Raw genomic sequence first — 15,041 nt, 5'->3', positions numbered from 1 at the left:
AATTGATGCCGGTAGAAACCCAATACGAACCTCCCAACAACTCCCACTTACAACCATCTCACCTAGAGCAGTGTAGAGAACCTCATAAGCGCGCTCCCATGCGCCTCCACCGAACCTTAAGTCCTATAGAAACCTGGGGCTTTGGCCTGACCGCTCATCTCTCCTGGCTTAGTATTGCTCCAGTAATCCACGCAGCTATTGGCCCTCAAGCCATTTTCGTCTGGTTGCCTGGAGTAATAGTTGGTATGTTGCTCAACTTGCAAGTTAAACGCTTAGGAGAGCATTTTCCTGACATAGCAGGGGGAACGCCTAACTATGCCACCCGATTGCTGAGGAATTATCCGAGGCTAGGACGCTATGCAGCGATCGGATACTTTTTTAGCTGGGTATCGACTCTGCCAATTAACGCCGTTGTCCTGACAGAGCTAATCAAGGTTCACCTTGAACCTTTGGGCATTAGCTTTCCCGATCCCATCCTCAAAATTGGCTTCACAGTGCTCGCGTTTATTGTGGCGTTTAGCGGCACCCGCGCCTTAAGTATCTTGCACTCATTTTTCATCATTCCGGCGCTCGGACTGCTATTGGTCTTTATTGTGCAAGGTTTGGGCTGGTTAGCTTTTTCCCCTAACAGTCCCGGCTTTTTCCCTACCAGTTGGCCAAGCCTCACCTTTGTGGACTGGGCTAAGTGGTTCTTCTTCTCAACCTACGCAGTGTACGCTTGTGAATCTAGCTCTGCGTTTGTCGCCGATAGCCGCCGGCCGGCTGAAACATTGCGGTTTTTGAGCCTTGCTGCTTGGCTGATGCCGCCGATATTTTTGGGGGGATCGTGGGTAGTCATGCGTTTGGCTAGCAATCCAGAACTGGGTGAAGATCCTGTCTTGATCCTGTTAGCCGCTTCTCGACCTTTCTGGGGTCAGTCAGGTTTATTGATTTTAACCTTCCTGATTGTCGCTAGCAGCCTTCTCAGCTGCGCGACGGTGGTTTCCAACTGCCCCCGTATGCTGTACCAACTCGCCTTGGATGGACACATTTCACCCGTCTTCGCTGTTGTGTCCCGCCGGGGTGTCCTAGGGCCGGCTATTGTACTGACGTTATTGCTCAGTCTCCTCTGTCTACTTTGGGGAAATGTGCCCCAGATCGTGATCGTCAGTAATATTGGTTGGTTTGTCTCGATCATGTTAGTCCATTTGGGACTGTGGCTGCGCCGAGGTAGGCCGGAGGTCTTGCTTTCCAGGTTGGCGCTGGGCTTGTTTTTAATAGAAATCGTTATTTTGGTTGTTGGCGGATCTGCTTGGGGTTGGCAAGAGTTTCTCATAGGGTTCCTGTTTCCCCTGGCGATCTTAGCTGCGGACAGGGCGATGCGTCGCATTGCATTTGCGCCCTTTCATCCAGCCTGGTGGATTCAGCGTTACAAGGCGCGAGTTCATGCTCAAGCAGTAGATTTTGTGGCGCTTGAAGTGGTCGTCCTGATCATACTGATCTGCAGTGCCGTTACTGTTAGTTGGGTGCTCGGCATCAAATTAAATGCTACCTCTGCATTTGGCTCTCCGCTTTTAGTCGTGCTACTGCTGATCATGGCATTTGTTGGGGTGGCAATCGCCTGCTGGACGAGCTTACCCCAGGTTGTGGCGATGGACGAAGCACGAGAGGCAGCGGAACAGCTCTTTATCATTGCCCTCGACGCCATTGTGGTGCTGGATGAAAACGGTGTGATTCGTAATGCAAACCCAGCTGCTGAGCGCTTGTTTGACGTAACAGCCGGCCAGTTAATTAGGCATCAGCTAAACCAACTACTGCCCGGATTGGCGAATGAGCCAGATGAGTGGCTCAGTCGTAGCGAACAAACTTTAAACCAGCCTGATAAAACGTCACGCATTCTTGAAGTTGCGATTTCAGACCGATTCTTCCAAGACGCTTCAGCTTCAAACCGGGATTTACAAGAATATGTGGTGATTTTACGCGATATCACCGAGCGCAAGCAGGCTGAGGAGGCGCTGCAAAAAGCGAATGAGAAGCTAGAAAGCCGCGTTGAAAAGCGCACAAATGAACTCAGGCAAACTGTTGAGCAATTGCAGACGGAAATACAAGAACGCCAGCGGGCGGAAGAAAATCTCAGGGCGATGCAAAACCAGATTGTCGTGCAAGAAAAGCTGGCTTCTTTAGGAAGTTTAACCGCCGGCATTGCTCACGAAATTAGAAATCCTTTAAACTTTGTCAACAATTTCTCTGAACTTTCTGTGGAATTAGCACAAGAACTGTTTGAAGAAATTGAAAATCAAGCTGAGCGATTGGATGCCAATACAACTGACTATCTAGGTGAGCTGTTAAATGACCTCCAACAAAATCTGCAAAAAATTAATCATCACGGTCAAAGAGCTGATAGCATTGTCAGTAATATGCTTTTGCATTCTCGCGGGCAAAGTGGTCACTGGGAACCAACTGATATTAATAAGCTGCTTGCAGAATATGTCAATCTTAGCTATCACGGGATGCGGGCAAAGGAGGCTGATTTTAACATTACAATCACAACCGCGTATGATAATGAAATTGGGCAAGTAGAAGTTGTACCGCAAGATATCAGCCGTGTTTTCTTGAACATTATCAACAACGCTTGCTATTCAACTCATAAAAAGAAACAAACCCTGGGAAATGATTTTTCACCTTTGCTGGATGTCAAAACTCAAAATCTGGAAAATCGAGTGGAAATTCGCATCCGCGATAATGGCAAAGGGATGACGTCAGAAGTGCGAGATAAAATTTTCAATCCGTTTTTTACAACGAAGCCGGCAGGAGAAGGAACCGGCTTAGGTTTATCGATCAGTCACGATATTATCGTCGGGCAGCATCGAGGAGAACTGAGGGTCGAATCAGAAGCCGAGCAGTATGCGGAGTTTATTATTGTTTTGCCGAAAAAGCCGATTTAAATTAGGAGAGGTTACCCATGAAAATAATTGTTGTAGATGATGAGGAAGATATTCAATCGCTGTTCAAGCAAAAATTTAGAAAGGAAATTAAAGCCGGCCAAGTTGAATTTATTTTTTTCCTCTCGGCAGAGACGGCGATAGAGTATTTGCAAAGCCAGGGAAAAGCCGCCGTAGTCCTGATTCTCTCAGATATTAATATGCCAGGGATGAACGGGATAGAACTCCTCAAAATTATCAAACAAGACTTTTCCGAGTTAAAAGTATTTATGATTACCGCTTATAGCGATGAGGAAAATTATCAAATAGCAAAAGCAACCGGAGCGGATGATTATATCACGAAACCAGTTGATTTTGGAACTTTAAAAGAAAAAATATTCAGTTTATAAATTTCTTAAAATCCGGCTGTTTAGGGAGCGACTTGTGTCAATAAAAATTTTATTTGTAGATGATGAACCCGATCTAGAGCTGCTAATTCGTCAAAAATTTAAAAAAAAGGTTTTTCTAAAAGAATGGCAGCTAATTTTTGCCCAAAATGGTGTAGATGCGTTGGAAAAATTGAAAGAGCATCCAGACACAGACATGGTACTAACCGACCTTAATATGCCGGTGATGGATGGTTTAGCTTTGCTCGCTGAACTGAATGAGGCAAATCCCACGATTAAAATAGTGGTTATGTCCGCCTACGGCGATATGAGAAATATCAGAAAGGCGATGAATTGCGGAGCTTTTGATTTTTTAAATAAACCGATTGATTTTCACGATTTAGAACTTACGATTAACAAAACATGGCAGTGCGTACAGCAGCTAAAAGAAAACTTACGCGAGCGACAAGAACAACAGAAAAAGTTACAACGCTCAGAAGCCATCGCGAGAGAACAAGCAACCAACCTAGAACAAGCTTTGCAAGATTTACGGCGAACCCAAGGGCAATTAATTCAAACCGAGAAAATGTCCCTTCTCGGTCAATTAGTTGCGGGAGTGGCTCACGAAATTAATAACCCAGTAAACTTTATTTATGGCAATCTATCTCACGTAAGCAAAACGGCTAAAAGTTTACTGGGTTTAATCGCTTTGTACCAGCAGTGCTATCCATCTCCCGCTCCTAAAATTCAAAATGAAATTGAAGAAATTGAACTTGATTTTTTAATAGAAGATTTGCCAAAAATGCTTTGTTCAATGCAAGTTGGGGCTGAGCGAATTCGCCAAATTGTACTGACGTTGCGAAATTTTTCACGCGTTGATGAAGCGGAAAAGAAGTTGGTGGATATTCATGAAGGAATTGATAGCACAATCATGATTTTGCAGAATCGCCTCAAGGCTAACGGAGAGCGACCTGCTATAGAAATTGTTAAGGAATATGGGGATTTGCCCAAGGTAGAATGCTATGCCGGCCAACTCAATCAGGTATTTATGAATATCATCAACAATGCCATTGATGCCTTGAACCAGTCTAACAAAAATCGCGCTCCAATTGAGATTAAAAATTTCCCGACTAGGATTACAATTTCTACGCAAGTTATCAACTTTGATTGGGTAAGAGTCAGTATTAAGGATAATGGGCCGGGAATGCCGGCAAGCGTCAAAAAACGATTGTTTGACCCCTTCTTCACGACTAAACCAAGCGGTGAGGGCACCGGCTTGGGATTATCTATTAGTTATCAAATCGTTGTAGACAAGCACTACGGGCAGTTGCAGTGCTTCTCAGAAGTCGGACAAGGGGCTGAGTTTGTGATAGAAATTCCTATCAAGCAAAGTTGTGAGATGCGGATGCAGGTGAGTTCAGCGCCGGCAAAGATGACGGATGAGCATCTACATGGGATGCTGGTAGATTGATTATTGAGTGTTGAAAGGATGTCTGCTGTTTCCACCGTTACTGTTAGCGTGCCGGCTACTACTGCTAACTTAGGGCCGGGTTTTGATTGCATTGGGGCCGCTTTAACGCTTTACAATCAATTTCAGTTCACCCGTCTCGATACAAATGAACCGGCGCTTAAAATTAGTGTCACCGGCATCGAGGCTGATCGAGTTAAGACAGATGAGAGCAATCTGGCTTATCAGGCATTTGTGCAGCTTTACCAAAAACTCGGTCAAACGCCGCCGGCAGTCCATATTGAGATTGCGTTAGGCGTTCCCCTCGCCAGAGGTTTAGGCAGTTCCGCAACCGCGATTGTTGGCGGCTTAGTAGGTGCGAATCAGCTTGCCGGTGCGCCTTTAAGTGAAATTGAAGTGATGCAGTTGGCAATCGCAATGGAGGGACACCCAGATAATGTGGTGCCGGCACTTTTGGGTGGTTGCCGTCTCGCGGCGACAGCATCATCAGACGGCGGCTGGGAAATTTGTGAGATTCCCTGGCATTCTAATATTGTGCCGGTGGTGGCGATTCCCGATTTTGAACTTTCTACTGCAGAAGCGCGGCGGGTTTTGCCGGCAAATTATTCTCGTGCTGATGCGATTTTCAATACTGCCCATCTTGGTTTATTGTTGCGCGGCTTAGAAACCGGCACCGGCAGTTGGCTACGCGCAGCAATGCAAGATCGCATCCACCAACCTTATCGACAAGCTTTGATTGCCGGTTACGAAGCCGTGTTTGCGGCTGCTTTGGATGCCGGTGCTTATGGCATGGTGATTAGCGGCGCTGGGCCAACGCTTTTGGCGCTTGTTGAGACGCAATTGGGTGAATCAGTTGCAACTGCAATGAAGGCAGCGTGGGCGCAACAGGGCGTTAGCGCTGAAGTTATGTCAGTAAAGCTTGACACCCAAGGAGCAAGATTCTCCTAACTGTCGTTGACAAATTGGCCTATTTTTTCCCACAGCGGTAGCAAAAGCTACCGTCTTTTTTTACTTTATCGATTCTTTACAAAACTTAATTTATAAAATCCCGTTTAATTTATTATTGAAAATTTCTTCCATAAATTCATTAATAAAACCGTAAAATAATATGTTTACAATACCATAATTTAGCACTAATCAAGCGGAAAACTCCTTGATTTGCCTGAAATCGGCTCTTTTATCAGCCCAGCGAAATATAAAGATTGTTTTTTAGCGTGAACTTTCCTTTACAAAAGTTCATCTAACTTAATAAAATAAAACAAGTATGGAATAGGTATTTATTCTCAATCATGCCGCTCATGGAAATGCCCTGGCTAAGCACTATTATTTTGTTGCCCCTAATCGCTGCCCTCGCTATCCCCTTCATACCGGATAAGAACGGCAAAACCGTTCGCTGGTATGCCTTGGGGGCTGGTTTAGCAGACTTGGCGCTGACTGTCTATGCCTTTTGGCAACACTACGATTTACAAAATCCAGACTTTCAACTCGCTGAAACCTATGCCTGGGTGCCGCAACTAGGGCTAAATTGGTCGGTAGCGGTGGATGGACTCTCGATGCCGCTGATTGTCTTAACCGGCTTAGTCACCACCTTGGCAATGCTGGCCGGTTGGAACGTCACCACCAAGCCGCGCTTGTTTTACTTCCTGATGCTGGCCATGTACAGCGCCCAGATTGGGGTGTTTGCCGCCCAGGATATGCTTCTGTTCTTCCTGATGTGGGAACTAGAGTTAGTGCCGGTGTACTTGCTAATTTCCATTTGGGGCGGCCCAAAGCGCCAGTATGCGGCAACAAAATTCATTCTTTACACAGCTTTAGGGTCAATTTTTATCCTGCTAGCCGGCCTGACAATGGCCTTCTATGGCAGTAATGTCACCTTCGATATGGCGGAAATTGGACAGAAATATTTCCCCATGTCGTTGGAAGTGTTACTTTACGCGGCTTTACTGATTGCCTTCGGAGTTAAACTGCCGATCTTCCCTCTGCACACTTGGCTACCCGATGCACATGGCGAAGCTTCAGCCCCCGTGTCGATGATTTTGGCCGGCGTTTTATTGAAAATGGGTGGCTATGCGTTGATCCGCATGAACGTTGAGATGCTGCCTCACGCCCACATTTACTTCGCGCCGGTTTTAGCAATCCTCGGTGTCGTCAATATTGTTTACGGGGCTTTAACCGCCTTCGCTCAAGATAATCTTAAGCGCCGGCTGGCTTGTTCCTCGATTTCCCACATGGGTTTTGTTCTCATCGGTATCGCCTCCTTAACCGATGTCGGACTCACCGGCGCGATCCTGCAAATGCTTTCCCACGGTTTAATTGCAGCCGCGCTGTTCTTCCTCTCAGGTGTAACTTACGAACGTACCCACACGCTGGCGATGGAAAAAATGGGCGGCATGGCTAAATCGATGCCCAAAGTGTTTGCCTTATTCACCGCCGGCTCAATGGCATCTCTGGCATTACCCGGAATGAGCGGATTTATCGGTGAATTGACGGTATTCCTCGGCTTCGCAACCAGTGATGCGTTTAATCCCACCTTCAAAGCAGTGGTGATCGTGTTGGCTGCAGTTGGATTAATTGCCACGCCGGTTTATTTACTCTCAATGTTGCGCCGAGTCTTTTATGGGCCAGAAAATGCCCAGCTAACGATTGATCCTTGGTTGCTTGTGGATGCCAAACCGCGTGAAATTTTGATTACGCTGTGCCTGATCCTTCCGATTATCGGAATTGGCTTGTATCCCAAAATTGCCACTCAAACCTACGATGTGAAGGTAGTCGAAGTGGCGGCAAATGTCCGCGATGCGCTGCCGGTGGTGGCGCAACAGCGAGAACGCCTCTACTCTGGCTTTATCGCACCTAAATTAGGCGAACCAACCCAAGGATTAGTGAGTGTGGCTGATTTGGGCAAAGGTGCGTAAGGTTGAGTTCTGAGTTCTGAACAGCCTAAGATTAGTTAAGATAATACAAACAAAAAGAAAGCCTGCTGGTACGGGCTTTCTTTTTTTTCGGTTGTCGTTGTTTAATCGCTTTTAATTTTTTTTACATTTGTTTAACATCTAAGAGAAGGGGCACGCATCACTACGCACGATCTCTCGGATTTAACCTTCATAAGCGGCTCAGCTATGCTCAAAAACATATCAGAAACCTCCGAACACCGGCACGTGCTGGAAATGCTATGGCTGTGTGACCGTGCTATGGCAGCAACCAGCACCGGCATTGTGATTGCCGATGCAACCAAACCGGGTAGACCTCTCATTTACTGCAATTCAGGCTTTGAGCGGATGACAGGTTACTCCCGCGATGAAGTGATTGGGCGCAATTGCCGGTTTTTGCAGGGATCTGATAATGATCAACCGGCTATTGAGCAAATTCGCCAAGCCTTACGCGATCAAACTGAATGCCGGGTCATCTTAAAAAATTATCGCAAAGATGGCACTTTATTTTGGAATGAATTAACCATTTCGCCGGTACTCGACAGCAACGGACAATTAACTCACTTTATCGGAGTGCAAAACGATATTACCGAACGCGTAGAAGCAGAAGCCGCGCTGAAGCGAACAACCCAAGAGTTAGCCAATTCTGAAGCCGCTTTACGCAAGCAAACTAACATTTTACAATCTCTCCTCGACAACCTAGCTGAAGGTGTCGTTGTTGCCGATGAAGGTGGTCAGTTTGTGCTATTTAATCCCGCAGCACAAGCGTTGCTTGGCAAAGGTTTAACCAATGTATCATCTGAAGCGTGGACAGATCAATACGGCTGCTATTTGCCTGATAAATTAACTCCCTATCCTCCTCAAGAATTACCCCTCGCACAAGCAATTCAGGGAAAATCTGTTGATTCAGCAGAAATTTTTATCCAGCCCTCACAAAACTCCGAAGGGGTGTTTATTTGTGTGAATGCAAGGCCGTTAAAAGATGAAATCGGCAGTTTAAAAGGCGGTGTTGCAGTCTTTCGGGATATTACAGAAAGAAAGCGTTCTGAGGAAGCTTTGCGGCAATCGGAAGCGCAATTGAGAGAGCAAACAATTCAGCTCAAACAAGCTTTGTACGACTTGCAACAAACCCAAGCGCAACTGCTTCAGTCTGAAAAAATGTCAAGTTTGGGGCAGTTGGTTGCCGGCATCGCTCATGAAGTTAACAATCCGGTTAGTTTTATTTATGGCAATCTTGCTTATGCAAACGAATACATTCAAGATTTGCTAAAGTTGCTAAATCTATACCAGCAGCAGTACCCTAATCCGGGAACAGAAATTGAAGATGAAATCGAAGAAGTTGGCTTAAATTTTTTGCTGGAAGATCTGCCAAAGTTAATGTCTTCCATGAAACAGGGAGCCGAACGCATCCGTCAAATTGTGATTAGCTTGCGTAACTTCGCCCGCTTGGATGAAGCTGAAATGAAATCAGTGAATATTCATGAAGGCATTGACAGTACATTGCTAATTTTGCAACACCGGCTCAAACAACAACCGCTAGATTCTGAGATTGAGATTATTAAAGAATACAGCAAGTTACCCAAGGTTGAATGCTATCCAGGGCAACTCAACCAAGTCTTTATCAATATCCTCAATAATGCAATTGATGCTGTGGAAGAATCAGCACTCAAGCGAGGAGAAAAAGGACAAATTATAATTCGCACCGGCATCCAAGACGAGCGCGTATTTATCAGCATTGCAGATAATGGCGGGGGCATGAGCGAAGAAGTGAGCCGACATATGTTTGACCCGTTCTACACAACAAAGCCGGTGGGGAAAGGCACCGGCTTAGGATTATCGATTAGTTACCAAGTTGTGGTAGAAAAACATGGAGGCCGGCTGCAATATATTTCCGCACCCGGAAAAGGAACCGAGTTCAGAATTGAAATTCCATTGCGCCAAAAAAATCAGACATCCTTTGCCGTTCCAAATTACCTATCGGGAAACGGGAAAAATGCGGCAATAGAAAGATTGGGAGAGGGGAAAACCGGCGTCAGTAATCTTATTTCCCAAAGAGAGTAAAACGACAGGGCCGGCAGGAACTGCAAGTTTTGAAGCTCAGCCCCCACTAATTTTGGCTTTATAGCCTAATTGAGTCAGAAATTGCAGAAGCTTTTGGGTGTGATCGCCCTGAATTTCAATTTCTCCATCTTTAATCGTACCGCCGGCACCACATTGAGTTTTCATCTGCTTAAGTAGAGATTCCAAAGTTTCAGGTTTAACTTGAAAACCGCTGATAACGGTAACAGTTTTTCCCTTGCGCCCCTTTCGGGATGCCTGCACTCTGACATTTTGCTGAGATGCCGGCAGTTCTGTCGCAGGGCGTTCTAGGGCAGATGGGTTGACATCAGCGCCAAATTCTTTATAAATAAAGCGATCGCCGGTGGAAGCATTGCTATCGTTGGACTTGCGCTTGGAAGTGGCCATAACAGTGAGCGGGGGCTAGGAGCAAAAAGAAAACAGTTTGCGGTTTTTGTGGATACCTACTCAAAGCATAAATCAGTAACCGAAATCTTGTACCGGCATCACGCAGATGATGAATCTGGCCGGCATAACCCACATAACCGGCCTAATCCACATAGCCGGCATCGATGCATCGGCACACCAGTCAGCTAAACTAAGTCAGAAGCAAGCTTTGTTGGAGCACCGGCAGATGGAATCGAAACAACATCCCATAGAACAGCAAGTAGAGGAAGGCAGACAACGTGCTCACGTTCATGCAGAACGAATTAATGAACTTGCAGAAGAACTTGCCCAGGAAATAAAAGCCCTCAAAGACATTGCAGATGAAATCAGCCCCAGTTACTGGCGGGTCTATTACAAACCTTTCATCACCGGCTTTAACAGCATCTCAGTTCCCTCCGTCCGTTCCGATGGGGATGTTTGGACAGTCTTCAACCGAGTCGTTTAAGACAAACCCCAGGGACATCTGCATCAACCTTTATCTGAGCCGGCAAAACTGGGACTTATAATTAAATCTGTCCAGTCATTTCCCTGTTGCCGTGACCGCTACTCCCCTCTCCTCTAATCCTCAAACCGACGCCACCAGTAACGCCCAAAGACCCGACCCGTTAGGTCGCTTTGGTCGCTTTGGCGGCAAGTATGTGCCTGAAACCTTAATGCCGGCTTTGACTGAGTTAGAAGCCGCATTTAAGCAATATTGCCATGATGCCGATTTTCAAGCAGAACTTCAGCAGCTGTTGCGCGACTATGTGGGACGCCCCAGCCCTCTGTATTTTGCTGAACGTCTCACCAGTCATTACGCCCGTCCCGATGGCAGTGGCCCTCAAATTTACCTCAAACGGGAAGACTTAAACCACACCGGCGCTCATAAAATTAACAATGCCATCGCTCAAGCATTGTTGGCAAAGCGCATGGGCAAACAGCGTGTCATTGCCGAAACAGGTGCCGGTCAGCATGGCGTCGCCACAGCAACCGTGTGCGCCCGGTTTGGATTGGAATGCGTGATTTATATGGGCGTTCACGATATGGAACGACAAGCCCTCAACGTATTTCGGATGCGCTTAATGGGGGCAGAAGTGCGCCCCGTAGCAGCCGGCACCGGCACCCTCAAAGATGCCACATCAGAAGCCATTCGCGACTGGGTGACGAACGTAGAAAGCACCCACTATATCCTCGGTTCAGTAGCCGGCCCTCATCCCTACCCGATGATGGTGCGTGACTTCCATGATGTCATCGGCTTGGAAACCCGCGCCCAATGTCTGGAGAAATGGGGAGGACTGCCGGATATTCTCCTCGCCTGTGTGGGCGGCGGTTCCAATGCAATGGGACTATTTCACGAATTTGTTAGTGAATCCGAAGTGCGGTTAATTGGCGTTGAAGCTGCCGGCGAGGGCGTTGATACAGACAAACACGCCGCCACCTTAACACGCGGACAAATCGGTGTTTTGCACGGCGCAATGAGCTATTTACTGCAAGATGACGATGGTCAGGTTGTGGAAGCCCATTCAATTAGTGCCGGCTTAGATTATCCTGGTGTCGGGCCAGAACATAGCTATTTAAAGGATATCGGTCGCGCTGAATATTACAGCGTTACGGATGAACAAGCTTTAGACGCCTTTAAGCGCTTGTCTCTACTCGAAGGAATTATCCCTGCCTTAGAAACCGCCCATGCGATCGCTTATTTAGAAACCCTCTGCCCTCAACTTGCCGGTAATCCCCGCATCGTGATTAACTGTTCCGGTCGCGGCGATAAAGATGTGCACACGGTTGCCAAATTCCTCAATCCAGCTTAATTGCTAGAATGCTGATACCAAATTTTGTTTTTTCTAGTTTAAAAAAGCAAAAAAGTCAACAGATACAAGGTAAAAGACAACAAAAGAGTTATCTCTTTCTTTTACCTTTTTACTGTTTCCTTTTAACATTCTTTGCCGGTGGCTGTGTTGTCGTCCTCGACAGCAATAAAACCCCTGAACAAGCCACCAAACCAGCCACAACAACCGCACCGGAATCAGCGTCTAAACCCTTAACAGCCACCGAATTTGCTGCCTTGGAACAGTCTGTTCATGAACAAGTGAATCAGTATCGCGCCTCCCAGAAATTGCCGCCGCTGAAGCTCGATCCTCGAATCAGCGAAGTGTGCCGGCAACACAGCAAAGGAATGGCTAGTGAGGGCGTTCCCTTTGGCCATGAAGGATTTGAGCAAAGAGCCAACGCAATTGAGAAAAGCATTGCTTATCGCTCAGTGGCAGAAAATGTTGCATATAATTCCGGCTATAGCAATCCCGGTAAACAAGCCGTTGAAGGATGGATCAAGAGTCCGGGGCATCAGAAAAACATGGTAGGCAATTTTGATTTAACCGGCATCGGCATTGTTAAAAATGCTAAGGGAGAATATTACTTTACTCAGATTTTTGTGCGCGGGCAGTAAGAATTGGGCATGGGGCATGGGGCATGGGGCATGGGGCATCGGGGATTGGGCATGGGGGATTGGCTGAAAAGATATTGCTTTGATTGAAGGCTGCCGGCTGAGCATTTTTTAAGGTTCTCCTATCAGCTTGATTTTCCTTAAAAAACTCCTCCTGTAAATGATGGTGTGACGGGTTATCAAAGCCAAAATTCCCTAATACCAGATTTTTTTAGAAATTCAATACTTTAATTTTACTTTCTGCGAAGGTGAACTTATGAACAAACAAAGTGAGCATTCTATCCTGCCAAAAGCTAACCACGATGAACTGGCACGACAAAATTTTGTGGGAAGTTTAAAGGTTTATTTGGCAAGGAATATTACGCCTGGGAATCAGATTGTTTATGAAAAATTAGCGAAACCCAAGTTTGAACAAGAATACCAACGTGCGCCGCAAAACCGGCATGAAATTCGGCGGCTGATGGAAAATGAATCTTACTATCGCTGGTGGAGTGCTTTGCGGCGCACGACTCAGGAGATGCTGTGGGATTCGGTAAACAGCAGTATTGAGCGCCAGTTGCCTGAATTGGTGGAGTGTACTCGCCGGCAAGGAAATAAGCTTGGTTCATTAACATTAAATCCTGATTTGAAGATTCCTGCTTATCAAACTGCGGTAGATATTCACTGTATGCCGGGAGGGTATCAAGGCGAATTTACAGAAGATGATGTGGCTGCCGGCGCTTTATATGATCGCGGGGTTTATTTGTATGCCTTAGGACAGTTAGGCCCATTGAATGATGATATGGGTCAGTCTGTGGTGCAAAATTACTTGAAAAAGCAATATCCTGACTTTCAACCGGCACGCATTCTTGATTTGGGTTGTACAGTGGGTCACAGCACTTTGCCTTATGTGGATGCTTACCCAGATGCGGAAGTCTATGCGATCGATACCGGCGCAGCGCTGTTGCGTTATGCTCATGCACGCGCAGAGGCAATGGGTAAGCGCGTTCACTTCTCGCAGCAAAATGCTGAGCGCACTAACTTTGCCGATGGGTCATTTGATTTAATTGTTTCCCATATTCTGTTACATGAAATGCCGGTGTCTGCGATTCGTAATGTTTTGCAAGAGTGTTACCGGCTGCTTGCTCCCGGTGGGATGATGGTTCATGCTGAAGCTCCCCTCTATGGCCATATGGAAGCATTTAATGCTTTCATGTTCGATTGGGAAACCAAGAACAACAACGAACCATTCTGGAGTGCGATGCGGGATCTCGATTGGATGGAAGTCGCTGTTGGTGCCGGTTTTGAGAGCGAAAAGGTGATTCAAACTTTTGCCGCTAACGGTGTCTGGAAAGAAAAGTTTGCTGGTGGCAAGTCTCAAAATGACGGTTTTGGCCGGCGCGGCACTTGGTTGATTTTAGCTGCTAGCAAATAATACGGCACAACGGTTATGGCAAAGAAGGCAAAAGGCAAACGACCGATTTATTTTGATGATCCTCAAACCGACAAGTTGCTAACCATAATTTTGGCACTTGCCGGCGAGGTTTCTGTGCTGCACGAACGACTCGACACCTTAGAACGTTTAGCTGAAGCGAAAGGTTTAGTTAACCTTGAAGAAATCGAGACTTACGAGCCAGATGAGCGAGTCGCCCAAGAGCGAGAACAATGGCGTCAAGCTTATCTTGAGCGGGTGTTGCGGGTAGTGCGGGAGGAGTTAGAAACCTTGAACGGGTGATTGGTGTGTCTTCTGCAACAGAGAATGGGAAAATTGTATTTCCCATTCCCTAGTAGATGAACATTATTGAGGAGTTAACTGTTGGAAGATTTTCAGATTTGCGAACGCGATCTATCTGATGCCTATCTATCTGAGTATTTAGAAGCTGAAGCGCTGGCAGTCGATACGGAAACAATGGGATTATTACCTTGGCGAGATCGCTTGTGTTTGGTGCAACTGTGCGATCCTCAAGGTCGAGTCACGGTGGTTCGCATTGAGCGAGGGCAGAGAGACGCGCCCAATTTAAAAAAGCTGATGGAAGCCACCGGCATTCTCAAAGTCTTTCATTTTGCGCGTTTTGACATGGCAACAATGCGCCACAATCTGGGTATTGAGGTTGCGCCGGTGTTCTGCACGAAGATAGCGAGTAAGCTTGCTAGAACCTACACCCCGAAACATGGTCTTAAAGAAGTGGTGCAAGAACTCGAACGGGTGGAACTGGACAAAAGCGCTCAAAGTTCGGACTGGGGAAATGCTGCGAACCTTTCTGAGGATCAGCTGAGATATGCAGCGAATGATGTGCGCTATTTGCTCAGTGTTCAGCAAAAATTGATGGGGATGCTGCAACGGGAAGAACGCTGGGAATTAGCGCAGCAGTGCTTTCAGTGTTTGCCGGTGTTCGTTTCCCTAGATTTGTTGCAATACAAGGATGTTTTTGAGCATTAAGCACCCTGTCTATT

13 protein-coding genes are annotated in these 15,041 nt (G+C 46.5%); 12 read left to right on the top strand and 1 reads right to left on the bottom strand.

Going from position 1 to position 15,041, the window contains the following annotated elements; translation table 11 throughout:
• Window positions 1-98: 98 nt before the first annotated feature.
• The 6 genes from H6F73_RS04925 to H6F73_RS04900 all read left to right on the top strand — a co-directional run bounded on the left by H6F73_RS04925 (window position 99) and on the right by H6F73_RS04900 (window position 9,742).
• Entirely contained in the window at window positions 99-2,924 is a 2,826-nt protein-coding gene (locus H6F73_RS04925; RefSeq protein WP_242072370.1) for an ATP-binding protein, read from the top strand.
• 17 nt (window positions 2,925-2,941) lie between these two features.
• Window positions 2,942-3,310 (top strand): response regulator, encoded by a 369-nt coding sequence (locus H6F73_RS04920; protein WP_190757696.1) that lies wholly within the window; start codon window positions 2,942-2,944, stop codon window positions 3,308-3,310.
• A 34-nt stretch (window positions 3,311-3,344) separates the two neighbouring features.
• Window positions 3,345-4,757 (top strand): ATP-binding protein, encoded by a 1,413-nt coding sequence (locus tag H6F73_RS04915; protein WP_190757695.1) that lies wholly within the window; start codon window positions 3,345-3,347, stop codon window positions 4,755-4,757.
• A gap of 18 nt (window positions 4,758-4,775) precedes the next feature.
• Entirely contained in the window at window positions 4,776-5,702 is a 927-nt protein-coding gene (gene thrB, locus H6F73_RS04910; RefSeq protein ID WP_190757694.1) for a homoserine kinase, read from the top strand.
• Window positions 5,703-6,043: 341 nt separating this feature from the next.
• Window positions 6,044-7,666 carry an NAD(P)H-quinone oxidoreductase subunit 4 gene (locus H6F73_RS04905; RefSeq protein ID WP_190757693.1) on the top strand — a complete coding sequence of 541 codons (1,623 nt, stop codon included), beginning with the start codon at window positions 6,044-6,046 and terminating at the stop codon, window positions 7,664-7,666.
• A 204-nt stretch (window positions 7,667-7,870) separates the two neighbouring features.
• The gene (locus tag H6F73_RS04900; protein WP_190757692.1) at window positions 7,871-9,742 is read left to right on the top strand and encodes a PAS domain-containing protein; all 1,872 of its coding nucleotides are present in this window, start codon (window positions 7,871-7,873) and stop codon (window positions 9,740-9,742) included.
• 36 nt (window positions 9,743-9,778) lie between these two features.
• Here the strand turns inward: H6F73_RS04900 and H6F73_RS04895 are convergent, their stop codons facing one another.
• Window positions 9,779-10,147, bottom strand: coding sequence for a translation initiation factor (locus tag H6F73_RS04895; protein WP_190757691.1), 369 nt, complete (start codon window positions 10,145-10,147; stop codon window positions 9,779-9,781).
• A gap of 106 nt (window positions 10,148-10,253) precedes the next feature.
• Here H6F73_RS04895 and H6F73_RS04890 point away from each other — a divergent pair, with 106 nt between their 5' ends.
• From H6F73_RS04890 to H6F73_RS04865, 6 genes are all read left to right on the top strand, one after another.
• Entirely contained in the window at window positions 10,254-10,631 is a 378-nt protein-coding gene (locus H6F73_RS04890) for a hypothetical protein (RefSeq protein ID WP_242072339.1), read from the top strand.
• Window positions 10,632-10,722: 91 nt separating this feature from the next.
• The gene (gene trpB, locus H6F73_RS04885; protein WP_190757690.1) at window positions 10,723-11,976 is read left to right on the top strand and encodes a tryptophan synthase subunit beta; all 1,254 of its coding nucleotides are present in this window, start codon (window positions 10,723-10,725) and stop codon (window positions 11,974-11,976) included.
• An 8-nt stretch (window positions 11,977-11,984) separates the two neighbouring features.
• Window positions 11,985-12,611, top strand: coding sequence for a CAP domain-containing protein (locus tag H6F73_RS04880; protein ID WP_190757689.1), 627 nt, complete (start codon window positions 11,985-11,987; stop codon window positions 12,609-12,611).
• A gap of 253 nt (window positions 12,612-12,864) precedes the next feature.
• The gene (locus H6F73_RS04875; protein WP_190757688.1) at window positions 12,865-14,022 is read left to right on the top strand and encodes a methyltransferase domain-containing protein; all 1,158 of its coding nucleotides are present in this window, start codon (window positions 12,865-12,867) and stop codon (window positions 14,020-14,022) included.
• A 15-nt stretch (window positions 14,023-14,037) separates the two neighbouring features.
• Window positions 14,038-14,322 carry a hypothetical protein gene (locus tag H6F73_RS04870; protein WP_190757687.1) on the top strand — a complete coding sequence of 95 codons (285 nt, stop codon included), beginning with the start codon at window positions 14,038-14,040 and terminating at the stop codon, window positions 14,320-14,322.
• An 81-nt stretch (window positions 14,323-14,403) separates the two neighbouring features.
• The gene (locus tag H6F73_RS04865) at window positions 14,404-15,027 is read left to right on the top strand and encodes a ribonuclease D (protein ID WP_190757686.1); all 624 of its coding nucleotides are present in this window, start codon (window positions 14,404-14,406) and stop codon (window positions 15,025-15,027) included.
• Window positions 15,028-15,041: the final 14 nt, after the last annotated feature.

Source organism: Microcoleus sp. FACHB-68 (assembly GCF_014695715.1).
GTDB lineage: Bacteria > Cyanobacteriota > Cyanobacteriia > Cyanobacteriales > Oscillatoriaceae > FACHB-68.
This window is presented reverse-complemented; position numbering and strand designations above follow the sequence as displayed.

Bases quoted from the DNA above. Each gene is read 5' to 3' on its own strand.
- H6F73_RS04925 (WP_242072370.1), top strand. From the start codon at position 99: ATGCGCCTCCACCGAACCTTAAGTCCTATAGAAACCTGGGGCTTTGGC.
- H6F73_RS04920 (WP_190757696.1), top strand. From the start codon at position 2,942: ATGAAAATAATTGTTGTAGATGATGAGGAAGATATTCAATCGCTGTTC.
- thrB (WP_190757694.1), top strand. From the start codon at position 4,776: ATGTCTGCTGTTTCCACCGTTACTGTTAGCGTGCCGGCTACTACTGCT.
- H6F73_RS04905 (WP_190757693.1), top strand. From the start codon at position 6,044: ATGCCGCTCATGGAAATGCCCTGGCTAAGCACTATTATTTTGTTGCCC.
- H6F73_RS04900 (WP_190757692.1), top strand. From the start codon at position 7,871: ATGCTCAAAAACATATCAGAAACCTCCGAACACCGGCACGTGCTGGAA.
- H6F73_RS04895 (WP_190757691.1), bottom strand. From the start codon at position 10,147: ATGGCCACTTCCAAGCGCAAGTCCAACGATAGCAATGCTTCCACCGGC.
- H6F73_RS04890 (WP_242072339.1), top strand. From the start codon at position 10,254: ATGATGAATCTGGCCGGCATAACCCACATAACCGGCCTAATCCACATA.
- H6F73_RS04880 (WP_190757689.1), top strand. From the start codon at position 11,985: ATGCTGATACCAAATTTTGTTTTTTCTAGTTTAAAAAAGCAAAAAAGT.
- H6F73_RS04875 (WP_190757688.1), top strand. From the start codon at position 12,865: ATGAACAAACAAAGTGAGCATTCTATCCTGCCAAAAGCTAACCACGAT.
- H6F73_RS04870 (WP_190757687.1), top strand. From the start codon at position 14,038: ATGGCAAAGAAGGCAAAAGGCAAACGACCGATTTATTTTGATGATCCT.